Origin of the sequence: Anaerotignum propionicum DSM 1682 (assembly GCF_001561955.1) — a bacterium.
Classification (GTDB): Bacteria; Bacillota; Clostridia; order Lachnospirales; family Anaerotignaceae; genus Chakrabartyella; species Chakrabartyella propionicum.
Window position 1 is genome coordinate 2046405 of sequence record NZ_CP014223.1, and the last position, 16749, is coordinate 2063153.

Genomic DNA, 16749 nt, shown 5'->3' on the forward strand with positions numbered 1-16749 from the left:
TATTCTACACATGCTATAATAAAACAAAATGTCAGATTGGAGTTGAAAAGATGATTAATACTTCTTGCTAATTATTTAAGGCTAATAAAACTGTTAAACGGTAGGAGCCGTTGTTTTGTTGTGCCTGTGCAAGAAGGTTATCTGCTTTTTCAACTTTTACTATACTTGAGCTGTGCTTTTTTATAAGCATTGTTTTGTCTTGTAGTGGTTGTAAGAATTAACTTTCTTGCGACCACTTTTTTAAGGAGGACAAAACAGTGTCATTAATTAACGTAAATAATTTAACTTTTTCCTATCCAGGATGCTATGAAAATATTTTTGAAAATGTAAACTTTCAGATTGATACAGATTGGAAATTAGGATTTATAGGAAGAAATGGAAAAGGCAAAACAACATTTTTGAATCTACTGTTGGGTAAATATGAATTTAGCGGAAAGATAACCTCCACCGTTAATTTTCAGTATTTTCCATTTCATGTTTCGGATACAACAATGAACGCACTTGATGTTGTGGAAAATTTAATTCCCGATTATGAATATTGGATGCTTATTCGTGAGCTGAATTATTTAGAGGTATCTGAAGAAATACTCTATCGTCCGTTCTCTACACTTTCAAACGGCGAACAGACCAAACTACTACTGGCTACATTGTTCTTAAAAGATAATTCTTTTTTGTTAATTGATGAGCCAACTAATCATCTCGATCAAAAAGGTAGAGAAATTGTAAGCAACTATCTGAATAAAAAGAAAGGGTTTATCCTTGTTTCACATGACCGTGCTTTTCTTGATAGTTCTGTGGATCATATTCTTTCTATCAATCGCACTTCAATAGAAATCCAACAAGGAAATTTTTCTTCTTGGTTTGAAAATAAAAAGCGTATAGATAATTTTGAAATTACTACAAATGAAAAACTAAAAAAGAAATTAGTCGATTAAAAACCAGCGCAAAAGAAAAAGCAACTTGGTCTCATCGTATTGAAGCATCAAAATTTGGAAGCGGATCAGCGGATAGAGGATATATAGGTCATAAAGCTGCAAAAATGATGAAACGGTCAAAGACGATTGAGAAGCACCAAAACGATGCGATTGAAGCAAAATCCAAACTTTTGAAGAACATTGAACCATCTGAATCACTTCAAATTCATCAGTTGAGTTTTTATAATGATACACTAATTACATTATCGGACATTTCGATTTTTTATAATGGTGTATCTGTTTGCGAAAAGATTGGATTTAATATTGAAATCGGTGATCGTGTAGCTTTGTGTGGCAAAAACGGAAGCGGTAAATCCAGCATTCTCAAACTGATATGTGGAGAATCAATTACTTTTAACGGGACATTGGAAAATAATAATCAGGTCAAAATATCCTATGTTTCCCAAAACACCGATGACTTACAAGGACACTTATCTGATTTCATCTATGATAACAGTATAGATGAAAACCTATTTAGATCAATGTTAATCAAGCTTGATTTTTCTCGTTCTCAATTTGAAAAAGAGATTCAATTTTTTAGTTCTGGACAGAAGAAAAAAATTCTTATCGCAAAAAGCTTGTGCGAAAAAGCTCATTTGCTTGTTTGGGATGAACCCCTTAACTATATTGATGTAATTTCAAGAATGCAGATAGAAAATCTGTTACTTGAGTTTAAACCTACAATAATTTTCGTAGAACATGATGCAATGTTCTGTAACAAAATTGCTACAAAGACTGTGCTATTGTAGTATTGTTATGAGCAAATATCTTAGTGAGTCTAAATCAGGGCTACTAAAGCTAATCTTGATTTCATCTAAAGTATAGGCAACCACTCTGTTTTAACAGTTTGGTTGCCTACTTTTTATTTCACCATCACAATCCAAGTATCGTCCAGAGTCTCCTTGCAAAAGGGCGGTGAGCGAATTTTTAGTTTCACGATTGATCTATCCTCTATTCATATTTAGAAGGTTGAAGCAAGTTTTTTACTATGTTAAAATTATTATAAATTTTTCTTCCTATTGAAAGTAGGTGATATTATAGAAAACACATATACAACGAATCAAGTTGCAATGATAATTGGTATACATCCGAACACAGTGAGAATGTATGAAGATTTAGATCTAATATCAAAACCTATGCGTAAAGAAAATGGATACCGTGTCTTTACAGATTTGCATCTTGAACAGTTCAAACTGGCTCGGACAGCTTTTCAGATTGAGGTACTTCAAAATGGGCTACGTAAAAAAGCAATTTCTATTGTTAAGCTGTCAGCATCATGTGAATTTGATAAAGCAATTAAACTAACGAAAGAGTATGTTTACTCAGTTCGAAATGAAATTCATAATGCCAATGAAGCGGTAGAAATAGTAAAAGAACTGCTTAAAGGAAGTAGCCAAGAAAATCGACAATCCTTAAAGAGAAAAGAAGTATCTGAGAAACTTGGAATATCAATGGATACTCTCCGAAATTGGGAAATGAATGGACTGTTTAAAGTCAAGCGAAAGGAAAACGGTTATCGTGTTTATACTGATGATGATATCAGAAAACTTAAAATAATCCGTTCGCTCAAATGTGCCAACTATTCCCTTTCTGCAATTCTACGTATGATGAATGCACTTGATAGAAATTCTAAAGCAGATATTAGCGCAGTATTGAATACACCAGATTATAACGAAGAGATCATATCAGCCTGTGATAGGCTAATTGTATCTTTGGGCAGTGCAAAAGAAAATGCAATTGCTATAAAATCAATGCTTTACGAAATGAAAAATAAATATTCAAACCCTCCACTTTAACACCAGACTTTTGTTTGGTGTTATTCTTTTTATATTACGAAAAGGAGGCTATGAAAATGGATGATATTATTAAGGTAGAAAATCTATCAAAATCATACGGACAGCTAAAAGCAGTAACTAACTTAAGCTTTACTGTAAAAAAAGGTACTGCTTTTGGATTGCTTGGAGCAAATGGAGCAGGTAAAAGCACGACAATTGAATGTATACTTGGAACAAAACCTATGGAAAATGGAGCAGTTTCAATTTTAGGATTAAATCCAAAAGCAAATCGGAAGGAATTGTTTCAAAATGTTGGTATTCAGTTTCAAGAGGCAAATTATCAAGAAAACATTCGTGTTGGAGAGCTTTGTGAGGTGACATCATCTCTTTATAAGAATGCCACCGATTATCTTACTCTACTTAAAAAATTCGGTATTGCTGACAAATCCAGAACCTTAGTAAAAGAACTATCAGGTGGTCAAAAGCAACGGTTGTTTATCATACTTGCACTTATTCCAAATCCAGAGGTGGTTTTTCTTGATGAGCTTACAACAGGTCTTGATGCACGAGCAAGACGAGATGTTTGGCATATTTTAAAAGAATTAAAGGATCAAGGACTCACTATTCTATTAACCTCTCATTTTATGGATGAGGTTGAAGTTCTTTGTGATGAAATATGTATCCTCAGAAAAGGTAATTTAGTTTTTTACGGTACAATCGAAGATGCCATTGCTGGAAGTCCTTATGATAAATTTGAGGATGCTTATCTTTGGTACACACATGAGGAGGCAGCAGAAAATGAAAACATTTAGTACAATGCTTAAAACAGAAATCAGACTATCGCTTCGTGGAATGGATATGTTTATTTTCGCTATTTGCATGCCAATTGTTGTACTTGTTGTACTTGGCGTTATTTATAGCAACAAGCCGGCCTTTGTGGGGGCTGATTACACATTTTTAGAACAATCATTTGGAGCAATAGCCACTATTGCTATCTGTGCTGGTGGAGTTATGGGCCTGCCGTTAGTTATTTCAGACTATCGAAGCAAGCATATTTTGAAAAGATTTAAGGTAACACCTGTGAAGCCTACAATTATCTTACTTGTTCAGGTTACAATCTATGCGCTTTACTCGTTAGTATCATTAGCCACACTGTTTATTGTCGCAACTGCATTTTTCAAGTTTCGTATGCAAGGCAGTATTTATCAGTTTATTCTCGGTTGGCTTTTAGTTATGATTTCAATGTTTTCTATCGGTATGATGGTGGGTGGCATTTCAAAGGATTCTAAAGTAGCGGGAATGGTTGCAAGTTTACTGTATTTTCCGATGCTGATTTTTTCGGGTGCAACTTTACCCTACGAAGTAATGCCAACTGCAATGCAAAAAATTGTTGATATTCTACCGCTTACACAAGGCATAAAGATATTGAAATCCGCTACACTTGGATTGCCTGTTGGTAATGCTATACTACCAATAATCATCATGATTGTTATCACATTTATTTGCTCATTAATCGCAATTAAGTTTTTTAAATGGGAGTGATAAGAAGTGAAATCGCCGGCATTTTGTAATCCACCTTAGTCACAGCTTGAGCTAATTTTAATCAATTTAAAAGAGGATAACTTCATAATTTTCGACGAGGTTATCCTCTTTCTTCTTAACATCATAATCCGAGTATAGACCAAATATACAGAGGGGCCGTTAATGTAAATACCAAACAGGCAAACAAAATTGCTGGGCCACTCCACTCAAATTGACCATGTTTTCGAAAATCAAAGTACGTCATCCCAAGCTTGGCAAAGAAAAACACCGCAAGAATGAGGTCAATTGCTGGAAAGATTACTTTATTCACCACAGTTTTGATTTGCCCCGATGCCGTCGTCCATGTTCCTTCAATAGCTCCCGCTACATCTCCCGTTCCTGCTGCAAATGCCGTTATACTGTAGAACAGGCAAACAAGCAATACTGTGATTATAACTGCAAGTTTTTTGTATTTTTTCATACATTCTATCCCTCCCTTTATGGCTTCAGAGGTGCCACATGCCAATCCTGCCATAAATTCCCCTTTATTGTTAAGCTATCAGTTAAATTCATTGACAGCATTCCTACTGGCGTCCAGCTATCTGCTGCCCAAGTGTTTACTGTATAATTGCCGTCTGGCATCCAAATCGGTGTGAAATGGGTTCTATTTTTATAGGTGGAATACTTATTATTTTGAAACTCAAAGCTAGTTGATGATCCATCTTTCATCCTATCCAAAAGTCTCCAATAGGTTTCGTATCCAAACTCAGGAAAATAGCTTACAGCAGTCTGCGGATATGTAATTGCAGAGCTTTGGTTACTGCTTACCGATGCCGTTACGGTTTCATTGATGCCGTATCCTGACTTCATTACTCCACCACTGGCAGTTGGATTTTTACTGTCACATCGGATATTCATATTAGCTGAAAATCTAGCATAATACTTATCGAGATCGAACTCCCACCACCCGTGGTCACACCAATATCCGTCCTCATCATCACCATGCCATACCCAATATTCTTGCCACCAAGGATCCCAAACGCTCCAGTCTGCTCTTGTCATTTCTGCACGCTTAGGAACAGATACTGGCAAAAATGTGTCGTTTCTATCATCAGCAATAGGGTTTGGAGGAGGATTCTTATCAAGATCGACAATCTTACAGTGAATGGTAGTTTTATCTGTTCCACCTGGGCCTTCCACGGATACATGAATCACCATGTCCTGCTCTATATCTGGCGTTGTCCATTTTACCCACGCAAGCTGACTATCACCCTCAGGATAATACACATTCCCTACATTGTATGTTCTGCCGTCGATGGAAAAAGTGACTCTAGTTGGGTTATCTGGGTCACTTTGCCCTCCACTGACAGTAACTGCCGTAATAACTTCTGTATTTACACGATACTCATAATCTTGGGTTACAATTTCAGGAGATTCCGGCAACTCTGTAAAACGTACAACCCCAAGTCCAAGTGATGATTTGATATCTGCATTGGAGGCGGCTTTTGATGTACTTCCTTTCCATGCAGGATAGCCTAAATCTGAAACCTCCAAAAACATAGCAAGGGGTAAATTTTGATGAGAAAGAGCCACCATTCTTCGTCTGAGCAGTCCACTGATTTGCTCATCATACATCGCTGCCTCTGTTGCTGTAGTTGCAATCATTACACCCTCAAATTTGTAATAGGCAATTGGTTCGAGAAGTAGTTTATATTCTCCTCCAATAAGAATGTCATAGTTCATGCCCGTATGGTTGGCAATCATCTGAACAATGTATTCCGAACAAAAATATTTCTTGATTGCGTCGATATTGCTGTTTCCCTTGTCGCTTATAATTGTGGGCATCGATTGTGGAGGATTTATATACCGATATTTACTTGTTAAAGGCGTTAATCCAACCCCCTCACTATATTGAATTTTACTTACTTTGCCAAAATGCATTTGAATATTATTTGGTGACTTGTTTGTTAGGTCAATCGGTGTAGTAACAACCGTATAATCACTGGCACGAACAACTGTTACTCGGACACCATCATTTCCTGGAGACCATACATTGACACTTGTCCCATTGTCCATACCACCACCTCCAGCATCAATATTTCCGTCGCCAACAGCAAATGCTGTTGTAGAAACTAGAAGAGATAATATGATTGTTAACGCAACGGATGTTTTAGAACATTTCTTCATTTTTATTTTTCCTTTCTGCAAACAAAAATGCACTGCTTATTAGCAGTGCATTTTATTTACTATATTTATTCACCCATAATACCCACCTGTTTATTAATATCACCATCACTTTTGCCGACAGTTGCTTCGCCTCCGCCACCTTCATCTTCTATCCATCCGAATCCCGGCACATAAATTTGACCATCTTTTTTATCTCCGCTTTGTGGCTGATTGTCCTGTTTTGGTGTCTCTGAAGGTGTTTGCACCTTATCATGGTCAACTGATATATCCTGCTCTGTTACTTCATCTCCATTTGGCTTTTGGTCAGGATTTGTAAGCTCTTCTTCGGTATAAATTGGCTTTTCAGCATCGTCTTGAATCGTCTGCTCCGTTCCCTGATCCACAGCACCGTTTCCATCATCTACTTGTTCAGAAACTTCAATTGGCGATACTATAATCTGGTTTTCTTTTTCTATATTATTTGATTCATCTACTACTATATCTTTCCCATCAGCACTCTGTATTGGAAGTAATGCATCTTCTGTAGCTGGTTTGCTGAACCGCCCTGCAATCGCCATTACGAGCACAGCACAAATGGCAAGGCCACCTGCCACTATGATCCATTTCTTTGTTTTTTCATTCATATTTTTCATAAGCTGTTCGCCTCCTTGTATATGTATCTACCCTTACAAGCCACACACTACCACAAGAAAATCTGAAAGTCTAACATTATTTATATAGCTATTGAATAGTTAAAATTTTGGAGTATACCCGGCACTGTTTTTCACCTTTATCTTCATGTGAGGTAGTAGTTTGCCTCCAAAAGAAACAGGAACTTCCAGCATAACAGTACTGTCAATCTCAAATCTTTTGTCAGCCCTATCACTATCTGCGAAGGGTGCATTACGAATCACCACGTCCAAATTCCATATTTTAAACTGTGTTTCACTGCCAGAGGCATTTTTTTCGTGATACCCACCGTTTTTAGTCAGACCAAGTATATTATCCATTTTATCATAAATATTCCCATAATCAATGGATTCCTCAAAGTCCTCGGCAGTTGGTTGATACCCTCCCGAATACCCCTCACGCACTCCATGATACACATCATCATAATTTTCTACCACAGTAGAAATGACTGCATCCTGCAAAGCATCTCTCACACCTTGTGCAACAATCATCAAGCGAAAATATTCTGAAATGCCTGTAAAAATCAAAACAAGGCAAAGAGTGATGGCAACAGCAAAAGGATAGCCGTTGCCACGATTGTTTTTCAGTGGTTTTAATCGTTTATTTACCATTTTTCTCCTTTCCGCTAAGTTCAACCGCAGGCACAAAACTTAAACTAATAGTTAATTTAATGTGCGAATTGAATCAACGCCATACTGATCATTTCCAATATACCTCGCTTTTTCCCATTGCTTCTCCTCTTAAAGTAATAGGAAAAGAGCCGAAACCATTGAACATTCCAATATTCACTTCATAGGTAACAACCACAGAAATTTCCTCATTCAGCTGAATTTTACCTATTTGGGACCATTCAACAGTTGGGTTGATTCCTGTTTTTTCAGCGAGAAGCTGTTCTCGCCTTGAAGTTTCCGTCCCAACCTGCCCTGCAATTTCCGCCTCCCTAACAAGCTCGGTAGCAAAGGTATCCACCTGTTGTTTTACAATATAGGCAGGAAACACTTTAACTGCTACAGCAATCACCAGCATGGCACAAAGAACAAGCACCACCACATCAATATATCCCTCACCACGATTGTTTTTGAATGCCCTCATCATTTTTTTCATATTATCTGCCCCCTTTACAGCATTCCGCCAAGGGAACGAATAATTTCATAGACAATAATCACGATATAGGTCATCAGAAAGCATATTAACATCATAAAACTGAATACCCTTATTCTCGACGGAATCTTCATTGCTTGCGCCTTAAGTCGTTGCAACTCTAACTGCTTCATATCGTGGCTCAGCATTTGAAAATACATGGCACCATCATCCCCACGCAGCACACCAATGAGCCCTCTTACAATGTCCGAAAGCATGGAAGAGTTAATCCTTGCTTCAAACCTCGTGAGGGCTGCCTCATAGGATGAGGAACGCATATCGGCTGTTAAAATATCCAGTTCCTTAGCAAAGTCTTCACCTGCATTTTTCTTAAAATTCTCCAAGATAGAAAGAACATCTCGGCTTGCCTTTAACTCCTGGGTAATCGTTGCCACAAACCTTGGCAGTTCAACCTCAATCTTTTCTCGTTTTGCTAACAGTTTTTCATCTGCCTTACGGATTTCCTTGAAATAAATAATCACTGCAAGAAATAGCAAAACTGGAGCAATCAGCGGGAAAATCAAAAGAGCCGGCACAACTGCAAGTACAATGAATCCCGATTTCACAATTGCATTTGCCATAAATTCTTCTGGTGTTTCTTTCATGCCTGCGGCACTTAAGGTATTCAGCAAACGGATTCTCTTATATTCGTCCATTGGTAAGAACTTTGCCAACCTGACCGCCCATCCATTTATGAGGGCATCCATGTTTTTTGATTTTTCCCTGCTCTGCTTTGTTGCAGATAGCATAGCTTTTCCTGTGGCTAGGCTTGGCAGTTTCAAAATATCAGCAAAAATGAAAAATAATCCTACAGCAAACAAACTGCCAAACAGTATCATCATCAGTTGCATTCCTCCACCTCTCTTACCATTATTTTATTTTTCATACAGTTACCTCCGATATTCTATAGGCTGGGTAAGCTTAATTACAAATGCCATAGAAATAAACATTGCTGTAAAGCAAATTGCTAGGACAATCTGCCCCACACTCGTGTGCATCAGTGTGTGATACCAATCCTTATTGAGGAAATACAAAAGTGGTATATTAGCTATTACCAACACCTGCATAGTAATAAATTCTTTTCGTGGTTCAAACACCATATTCTCCAACTCACCGTTTACCACTCGCATATCACTAAGCTTTGAAACAATAGGCGTCAAGGTGCTTTTCAGCCCCCTGTCGAACTGGCAAGCTATCAAGGCATCACACCATTCACGGAAAACGGCATTCTCTATCTGCCCACGCATAGCCTGCAATCCTGCCGTTATATCAGGATTAATCATTTTGATTCTATAGATAAATCCTTTGAAAACCGATAAAACAGGCGGATTTAAGTAAGCAATGTTTTCCTCCACCGCTGTTAATATATCTTCATTTCGCAGATACGCCGTTGTAATGATACTGAGTGCTGTTTCCAGTTCTGCTGAAATATCTTTTTTGAAATGAGTCTGGGTTAATCTGATATACCAAAACGGCAGGAGCATAAAACCTACGGCAAGAACAGGGACCAGAAAAAAGTTACTCATCATAATGGCAATGGAACCACCCACTGCAAACAGTGCCAAAGAAATCATACATAACATAGGAAATCGTTTCTCACGACCTGTGATTTTTAGAATTTCCTGTGCCTCAGTAATCTCCCTTTTCAAAAACCCGACCTTTTTTCGGTTGGTGACCTCGTTAATTTCATCCTTAATACTTTTGGGCTTACTTAAAAATCCTTTAAATATTCCATCAGTAAACTCTGTGGGAGAAATGGAAAGCAAAATAAAAAAGCCTGTAATCATTCCGATACAGGCAACTAAAAGTATGATATTCACGCTGTTTTCACCGTCCTTTCCTTAAGGCTTTTAATCATTTCAATTGGCATGCCATTTTCTAAAAGCCGCTTTGACAGGCTTTCGGAAATAGATTCTTTCTGTTCATGGTGACCAATAATCGTAAATGCTCCGTTTTCTTCCATGCGATTTTCTGTAATGATATATTGGAACAACGTGCGGTAATTTCTTGTGCCATCAGGCAAAATTTCACATTCCATAATCTCCATCATGCGTCTTTCCTTGTTTTCAAGCTGTTTACAGAACACAATAATAGGATATGCCTCCGTTACATAGCCATACAGGGTTTCATCACTCATATCCACTGCGCGTTTGCAAAGGGATACCATTCGGCGGTAGGTAGCTTCACAGGAATTTGCATGAATGGTTGTCAGCACTGCAATACCTGTTCTTGCCGCCTCCTGTGCCGCATTGGCTTCTGCTCCACGCATTTCACCAACTACTGCAATATCGGGATTAAAGCGTAATGCCATGTCCAGCAGTGTAATCTGATCCACCTTTTGCTTTTCATTTTCACTATCACGAGTGAGGGTATGAATGACCGAGTTTACTACTTTTCCATCCTCATATCGTGTGAGGTCAAGCTCACGAGAACCATTTTCTATGGTGTAAATTCTTTTATTGTTTGGAATAGTGGTTAAAAGCCAACCAAGCACCGTCGTTTTTCCGCTTGAGGTTGCACCGGCAACACAAACAGAAATGCCATAGCGGATGAGGTATGAAAGAAAATCCAGCATGATGTCAGTTGCCGTTCCACTACGCACAAAATCTTCTTTTTTCATGCTTTGAGGATTTACGATACGAATAGAGGCGGCAATACCCACATCTTCATCTACAAGAGGTGTTTTAAGTGCGGCAATACGAATGTTTTTGGATAGGTGCCCAAGGATTGCAGGACTGGCATTATCAAGCACCATGCCCGATACATGGAGCATTCTTCGTACCACGTTAATGGCATGTTCTGGGGAGTCAAAATGCTCCTCTAATTTCACATTTCTTCCGTCCGAATATTGCACCTCAATGTCTTGCCAAGAGTTAAATAGTGATAGGTAATTCTTTGAAGTTATCTCCGAATTTTCCCCCACTCCACACCGTGCATGAAACTTTCATTTCACACGGCGTTCCCTCAATATTTACTTATTTACACTAATCTCACAATTTCCAACTAAAATTCTCAGTTTGTTTAATCGTTCTAAATCAACAGGTAATTTTTCAAGCTTCAACAAATATTTTTCTATGGTTTCTTGCGTTGTTGCATGAATAAGCTTGTGAATATCAAAGGTAACATACACTAAATTTCTATATTCATCTTTCCCACCTAAATGTTTGGGTGTCTTATGGTGTACTTCCATATTGGATATTTGCAGTTTTTCGCCAGTTATAAAGCACCGTCCACGTTGCCCCACATACAATGAAATTCTATTGTCATTAAACTCGACACTTTGACCCTTTACAGGATTGTTCATTAAATAAATCAAGGTGTCATAATTGAAGTTTTGTAGCTTGTCGTGGATTTTCTTTCTGCCCAGTGGTGTATAATTGCACACATCTTGTGAGAAGCAAACCGGCGGTGTAGTCTGTACAAAATGAATAGGGTACAGTGCTACCCCTTGGATATACAGTGGTTTTACTTTTGATTTTCCATAGAATTTTTCATATACCTTGCTCTTTTTACCTGTTTTACTTTTAATACATTTCGTTCTGCAATAAAGGCTCTTGTTGACATGAAAAGCAATTTGGGCAAAGTCCTTGCTGATATGGCTTGCAATTTTATAGTATCCATGTATACCCAGTACCGTTGCATTAAAATGCTGTACATGAATTCCATTTGCATCATGCTGTAAGACTTTGATTTTTTCTTTGAGTTGTTTCTTGCATTTTTCTATGCTTTTGTCTGTCATATGAGATTTGACAACATATTTGTTACCCTTTTTCCAAAGTTTTAGTTTAATACCCAAAAATTCAGAGTACTTCTTTTTAAGGTTTACTATTTTTGATTTTTCAGGACTTATTTGAAGTCCTAATCGTTCCTCTAACCATTGTTTTGTAGCAATAAACATTTTATTGGCGGTATCTCTGTCTTTGCAAAACAGCTTGAAATCATCAGCATATCTGACGATAAACACTTCTTTGAGCTTACCCTTACGCATTAACTCATATTTCCTTGTTGGATTTTTATATTCCGTATGCGTTTTGTGATTTTCCCATTGACTTGCCACCCACCAGTCAAGCTCATTTAATACCACATTGGATAAAATCGGGCTTAGTACACCACCTTGCGGTACACCTTTTGTCGGTACTCCAATACCTTTTATTTCAGCTTTAAGCATTTTTGAGATAATAGAAATTAACCTTTTATCTTGTATTCCTAAACTCCAAAGCTGTTTTAACAATTTTCCATGGTCAACATTATCAAAAAATCCTTTAATATCAATGTCAACTACATATTGAAAATTGTGTCTGTTGGTTAGTGCCAAGGTTCTTGCAATTGCATGGTGCGTGCTTCGATTTGGTCTAAAACCATAACTGTGTTTGTAAAATTTTGCTTCGCAGATTGGTTCTAATACCTGCTTGATACATTGCTGTATCAGCCTGTCCTCCATTGTGGGTATTCCAAGCGGTCTTGTTTTGCCATTATCCTTAGGAATTTCAACTCTCCTTACCGACATTGGTTTAAAGCTAGCTATACGATTTTTAACATAAGCAATTAGCTTTTCTGGCTCTTGTTCTCCAATATCTAATATGGTAGTGCTGTTTGTTCCTTTTGTTTTGCTGCCTTTGTTTCTCTTGATGTTACGATAGGCAAGCAGTATATTTTCACTACTAATAATGATGTCATAGAGGTTATTAAATTTTTGGTTTTGCCCTGCCTTTGAATAAAGGTTGTCGTAAATCTTTTGAGTATCGTAATACTCATTGTTTCTTAATCTTTGCTTCTTTTTGAGCTTTTTAGTTGCCATAAGTCGGCTCTCACTTCCTTTGCAGGAAATTTTGCCTCTCTTAGTCATACTCGAACCTTATGCAGTTTTTCTACTGGTTGTGAGTTGTGTTTTACTGTAAAATATTGACTTGTGGCTATCCCTCCACCGCTTATTATCACGGCTTCACAGGTACTGTGCCACTACTTTCATCAGCATAAAAGCAAGTTATATCTTACGGCTTTCCTTGCTAACGCTTCATAGAGATTAAGCTCTCCACGTTGCTGACTTACCACGTTCCGATAATCCTATCTATTCATATATGCCCTTAGGTTCTCTCTTTGAGCCTGTCTGTTTTGTCACCGCCTGTAACGATGAAAGGACTTTCATATCGACAAGTTTTACTTATCCTCACAGACCTTGCAATAGCAAGCATAGCCGTTAGACTATTTAGAGATTTAGACCCGTACATTCAAGAGTTCGCCATTCATCAGTTTTAGCTGATAAAATTCTAACCATAGGCATTTTGTAGACCCCGCCCTAACACTCCCAGCCACCTCTGGCTTGGTTTTGCTGTATCATTTCTGACCTTAGCAAGTGCATACAGACGACTTTAGCGAGCTTCATAACACAATTTGCACTTAATTGCTATTGTGCCATTCGCAGTGTTTAGGAAGGCGTTTCAAGGCGTTACCCTATCATTCCACCTATTGGATTACCAGTTCTACCAAACTGAACTTTTTACGTTCTTTGTTTAGTGCCTAACCTTTTCAGTTAGGAACGTGTCGCACCGTCGATTTCCTCAATGCCCTTTCCAAAAATATATTTGGTTAAAAATCCGTACTCTGCCATCTCTGTATACAGAGCATCTACCAGCTCGCCGCCGTCCATGCCTTTGACTGCAATTCGCTCATCCATCACATATTTGCCAATGTACCGTTTCATCTGCTCTTTGGCATCTTGTAGGTCGTCATTGGTAATCAGTTGTGAATAGTTGCTTGATATGTGCTCCTGCACATCCTTTAGCACTGAAGAGAAATCCCTGCCTTCTGATTCTGGGGCAAAAAATAAGGAGTGGGTGCGGTTCCCTGTACCCAATTCCCCTACCTCTTTCTGTTTTTGTGCGGGAATGATAAGATCACTGGCTCTGCTTTCTACCGATACCATTTCATCTGGTACAGATTCCTCTTTTACAGTTTCCTTTTCCATAGGTTCTAATGCCTGTATATTGTTATCTGCTTCTGTTCGCGTCGTAACGATCTGTTGATGATTCTCTGTTGCAAACACAGAATTTCCTCTTTTATTTCCTAACACCCAAACACCTCCTTCACTATTTTTTCAATCTCCTTGCGAAATTCTCGACTGCCCTTTAGAGATAAATCAGCAAACAAATTTCCCTCAAGATACTGCTGTTCCACCTCATCGGAATGGGGAATCTTAAAAGAAAGACTGCCCATTGCCCCTGCCATATGTTCAATACCATGACTGGATTTCACGTTAGATGCCACCTTATATTGCTTTTCCATATCCCAATTGCTGTTTTGCAAAAGCTGTAGTTGACTTGACAGGTAGCTGATGGATTTTAAATCACAGTTTGCAAGACGCAGCACGCTATCACTTTCCAACAAGGCAACGGCGGAGAGAATATCGTTTGCAATGTAACTGCCACAATCAATAATCACAAATGGAGCAATCTTTCGCAGACTCTCTATCAACTCCTGTGCCTGCACTTTGGAATAAGCGGCATAGGTATATTCATTTTCTCCTTTCAGCATACCGATGATAGTGAGATAAGACATTTTCTTGTGGGTAATCATGTTGTATTTCACAAGGGGTTCTGTCACATGGGTTGCTGATAAAATACTGCCAAGGGATTTCTCACATTCCAAATCCGAAGGTGGGCAAATACAGGGAAGCATGGGTGCTGTCATATCACACAGCACCAAGACTACATTTTTCTTTTTGTCTGCAAGGTATTTTGCAAGCTTTACTGCAACCGTTGATTTTCCAGAACTGGGGCTTCCCCAAACCGCAAGCACACCACCATGTAAAACATCTTCTTTTACGGGTTCTGCTTTTTGCTCTCGAGAAAAAATAGAATTTTTCATGAAATTCATTGTGCTTAGTCCTCCTCTGACGTATTTCCAACGGTTTGAGAATTTTCAACAGATGCATCAACTGCATTTTCCTCGTCTGTAGTTTCCGTCAATTCTGGATGATAAATTTTTGCAATAACTTCGTCCTGTGCAAGAATAAACTCCTGTGCCTTTTCGGGAACGCCACGATAAACAAGGGAAAGATGTGCCGTTCCGTCAGCCTCGAGCTCTGCTAACACATTTCCTTGTTCGGGAGTTACAAGTAGGGTAACGGTTGAAGGAAGCTCTCTCTCATCTTCCCCCTTAATTTGCTCGCCAGTGTTAGCATCATAACCGTTTGGTGCAGTTACAGAAATGACCTCAACATATTTAAGCTCTGGAGGAATAATTGTAGCTCCCTGTTTTCTATAATCGGGTGCAATGACCGATACGATATCCCCACTTTGCAGCTTGCCGGAAAGACCATTTGAAAAATTTTTAATAGTAATGGAAATAGCCTGCTTACTGCCATCCAAGTTATATAGATAGGCATTTTCTACAGCAGGAACTTGTGATACCTTGGTATTTAAAATATAATCCCCAATGGATAAATCAGCGGTTGCGTAGGTGCCAATGACGGTATCTTTATTCTTAATGATATTTTCAGGCAGGTTGTACCCTCCTACTTCAACCATCTGTACCATATCACTTGTAACTTCATCTCCTGCCTTAATTTCCTTTGCCACACGTACAATCTCTGTCTTTTGGCTCATTCCTTTATTGAATAAGGGTGTAACACCAAAACAAATAAGGAGCGATAGCACAATGCAAATCACTCCCACAACCGTTCTATTTTTCAAAATATTCATAATTTTCTACCTCCTTAGAATGATGATGTGTCTTTTCTCTTTTTTCTTTCTTTAATCACTTTGGGCATAAATGCAAGTGCTGTGACCATAGGAACAATGACCCACAGTGCAATAAAACATTTGTTATTTCTGCTTTTACTCATAGCATCAGTCCTCCAAAATTCATAAAATATGTTACTAAAAAGCCAATGGTTAAAAAAGGAGCAAGAGGCATTGGAAACTCCTTTGCCTCTTGCTTTGTAAGCTTTCGCCTGTGCTTTAAAATAATAAATACTGCCAGTTCAAGGGAAAAGGCAAGGATAACGCCATATGCTGTGGCAGTAAAGCCAAGAACAAGGCTTACAGCGGCAGTGAGTTTAATATCTCCACCGCCAAGCTGTTCTGGGCAAATCCATGCGGCGGTTATCCATAAAATCATTGGAATGCCAAGTCCCAAAAGATTTTCCGCCTTAAAATTCAGCAGTGCACAGAGGGCAACTCCTACACAAAACAGTGGTGGAATCTCTCTTTTTTTCACATCTTCCACAGACACCAAAATCAGCAGAAAAGAAAAAAGCACCGCCTGTGCGATGCCGTTAGCCTGCCCGTTAGCCTGCATAGTTGAACATTTCCTTAATTTTGGTTTCCAGAGTGGGTATAACCACATCACCAAACAATGCATAAAGTCCTGCTAGTAGCAGGCCACCCAAAACTACAGCAATGAGTATTTTGACTGCCGAATCAACATAATTCTCGCCACGGTTGTTACTAACGGCAAACTGCATTCTTGTAGACTGCATCATA

At 38.4% G+C, this 16749-nt stretch carries 16 protein-coding genes and 3 pseudogenes; 4 read left to right on the top strand and 15 right to left on the bottom strand.

The annotated features are described in order from the left end of the window. Nucleotides 1-257 precede the first annotated feature (257 nt). The 4 genes and pseudogenes from abc-f (at nucleotide 258) to CPRO_RS09485 (ending at nucleotide 4291) form a co-directional block, all read left to right on the top strand. Nucleotides 258-1723: pseudogene (gene abc-f / locus CPRO_RS16160) on the top strand (ribosomal protection-like ABC-F family protein). Nucleotides 1724-2011: 288 nt separating this feature from the next. After that, nucleotides 2012-2770, top strand: coding sequence for a MerR family transcriptional regulator (locus CPRO_RS09475; RefSeq protein WP_072743617.1), 759 nt, complete (start codon nucleotides 2012-2014; stop codon nucleotides 2768-2770). Between the two features lie 56 nt (nucleotides 2771-2826). Beyond that, the gene (locus CPRO_RS09480) at nucleotides 2827-3561 is read left to right on the top strand and encodes an ABC transporter ATP-binding protein (protein ID WP_066050914.1); all 735 of its coding nucleotides are present in this window, start codon (nucleotides 2827-2829) and stop codon (nucleotides 3559-3561) included. Next, nucleotides 3548-4291, top strand: coding sequence for an ABC transporter permease (locus CPRO_RS09485; RefSeq protein ID WP_066050917.1), 744 nt, complete (start codon nucleotides 3548-3550; stop codon nucleotides 4289-4291). Before CPRO_RS09480 ends, CPRO_RS09485 begins: the two co-directional genes overlap by 14 nt. A gap of 121 nt (nucleotides 4292-4412) precedes the next feature. Here CPRO_RS09485 and CPRO_RS09490 read toward each other — a convergent pair whose 3' ends face one another. The 15 genes and pseudogenes from CPRO_RS09490 to CPRO_RS09555 form a co-directional block, all read right to left on the bottom strand. After that, nucleotides 4413-4751: a DUF3852 domain-containing protein gene (locus CPRO_RS09490; RefSeq protein WP_066050919.1), complete on the bottom strand. Its 339-nt coding sequence runs from the start codon at nucleotides 4749-4751 to the stop codon at nucleotides 4413-4415. 17 nt (nucleotides 4752-4768) lie between these two features. Further along, nucleotides 4769-6457, bottom strand: a complete 1689-nt coding sequence (locus CPRO_RS09495) for a DUF8193 domain-containing protein (RefSeq protein ID WP_066050922.1) — start codon at nucleotides 6455-6457, stop codon at nucleotides 4769-4771. A gap of 65 nt (nucleotides 6458-6522) precedes the next feature. Continuing rightward, nucleotides 6523-7089 carry a DUF6550 family protein gene (locus CPRO_RS09500; protein WP_082754310.1) on the bottom strand — a complete coding sequence of 189 codons (567 nt, stop codon included), beginning with the start codon at nucleotides 7087-7089 and terminating at the stop codon, nucleotides 6523-6525. 99 nt (nucleotides 7090-7188) lie between these two features. After that, entirely contained in the window at nucleotides 7189-7737 is a 549-nt protein-coding gene (locus tag CPRO_RS09505) for a hypothetical protein (protein ID WP_066050925.1), read from the bottom strand. 88 nt (nucleotides 7738-7825) lie between these two features. After that, nucleotides 7826-8230: a DUF4320 family protein gene (locus CPRO_RS09510; protein ID WP_330383829.1), complete on the bottom strand. Its 405-nt coding sequence runs from the start codon at nucleotides 8228-8230 to the stop codon at nucleotides 7826-7828. Nucleotides 8231-8244: 14 nt separating this feature from the next. Next, a complete protein-coding gene (locus CPRO_RS09515) occupies nucleotides 8245-9117 on the bottom strand; it encodes a secretion protein F (protein ID WP_066050928.1) in 873 nt (290 codons plus the stop codon). Between the two features lie 39 nt (nucleotides 9118-9156). Then, nucleotides 9157-10086, bottom strand: coding sequence for a type II secretion system F family protein (locus CPRO_RS09520; RefSeq protein ID WP_096348665.1), 930 nt, complete (start codon nucleotides 10084-10086; stop codon nucleotides 9157-9159). After that, nucleotides 10083-11141: pseudogene (locus CPRO_RS09525) on the bottom strand (ATPase, T2SS/T4P/T4SS family); the annotation flags it as partial. The pseudogene CPRO_RS09525 and the gene CPRO_RS09520, both read right to left, overlap by 4 nt. A gap of 96 nt (nucleotides 11142-11237) precedes the next feature. Next, nucleotides 11238-13064, bottom strand: coding sequence for a group II intron reverse transcriptase/maturase (gene ltrA / locus CPRO_RS09530; protein WP_066050931.1), 1827 nt, complete (start codon nucleotides 13062-13064; stop codon nucleotides 11238-11240). Between the two features lie 750 nt (nucleotides 13065-13814). Beyond that, nucleotides 13815-14189: pseudogene (locus tag CPRO_RS15590) on the bottom strand (type II secretion system protein E); the annotation flags it as partial. Between the two features lie 140 nt (nucleotides 14190-14329). Continuing rightward, on the bottom strand, nucleotides 14330-15139 hold the full coding sequence (locus CPRO_RS09540; protein ID WP_066050937.1) for an AAA family ATPase: 810 nt from the start codon (nucleotides 15137-15139) through the stop codon (nucleotides 14330-14332). Nucleotides 15140-15144: 5 nt separating this feature from the next. Further along, nucleotides 15145-15966 carry a Flp pilus assembly protein CpaB gene (gene cpaB / locus CPRO_RS09545; protein ID WP_066050938.1) on the bottom strand — a complete coding sequence of 274 codons (822 nt, stop codon included), beginning with the start codon at nucleotides 15964-15966 and terminating at the stop codon, nucleotides 15145-15147. A 14-nt stretch (nucleotides 15967-15980) separates the two neighbouring features. Continuing rightward, entirely contained in the window at nucleotides 15981-16109 is a 129-nt protein-coding gene (locus CPRO_RS15920; RefSeq protein ID WP_257721866.1) for a hypothetical protein, read from the bottom strand. Beyond that, entirely contained in the window at nucleotides 16106-16564 is a 459-nt protein-coding gene (locus tag CPRO_RS09550; protein ID WP_066050942.1) for a prepilin peptidase, read from the bottom strand. Before CPRO_RS09550 ends, CPRO_RS15920 begins: the two co-directional genes overlap by 4 nt. Then, a complete protein-coding gene (locus tag CPRO_RS09555) occupies nucleotides 16554-16748 on the bottom strand; it encodes a DUF6133 family protein (RefSeq protein WP_479688661.1) in 195 nt (64 codons plus the stop codon). The genes CPRO_RS09550 and CPRO_RS09555 overlap by 11 nt, the downstream gene beginning before the upstream one ends. Between the last annotated feature and the right edge of the window lies 1 nt (nucleotide 16749).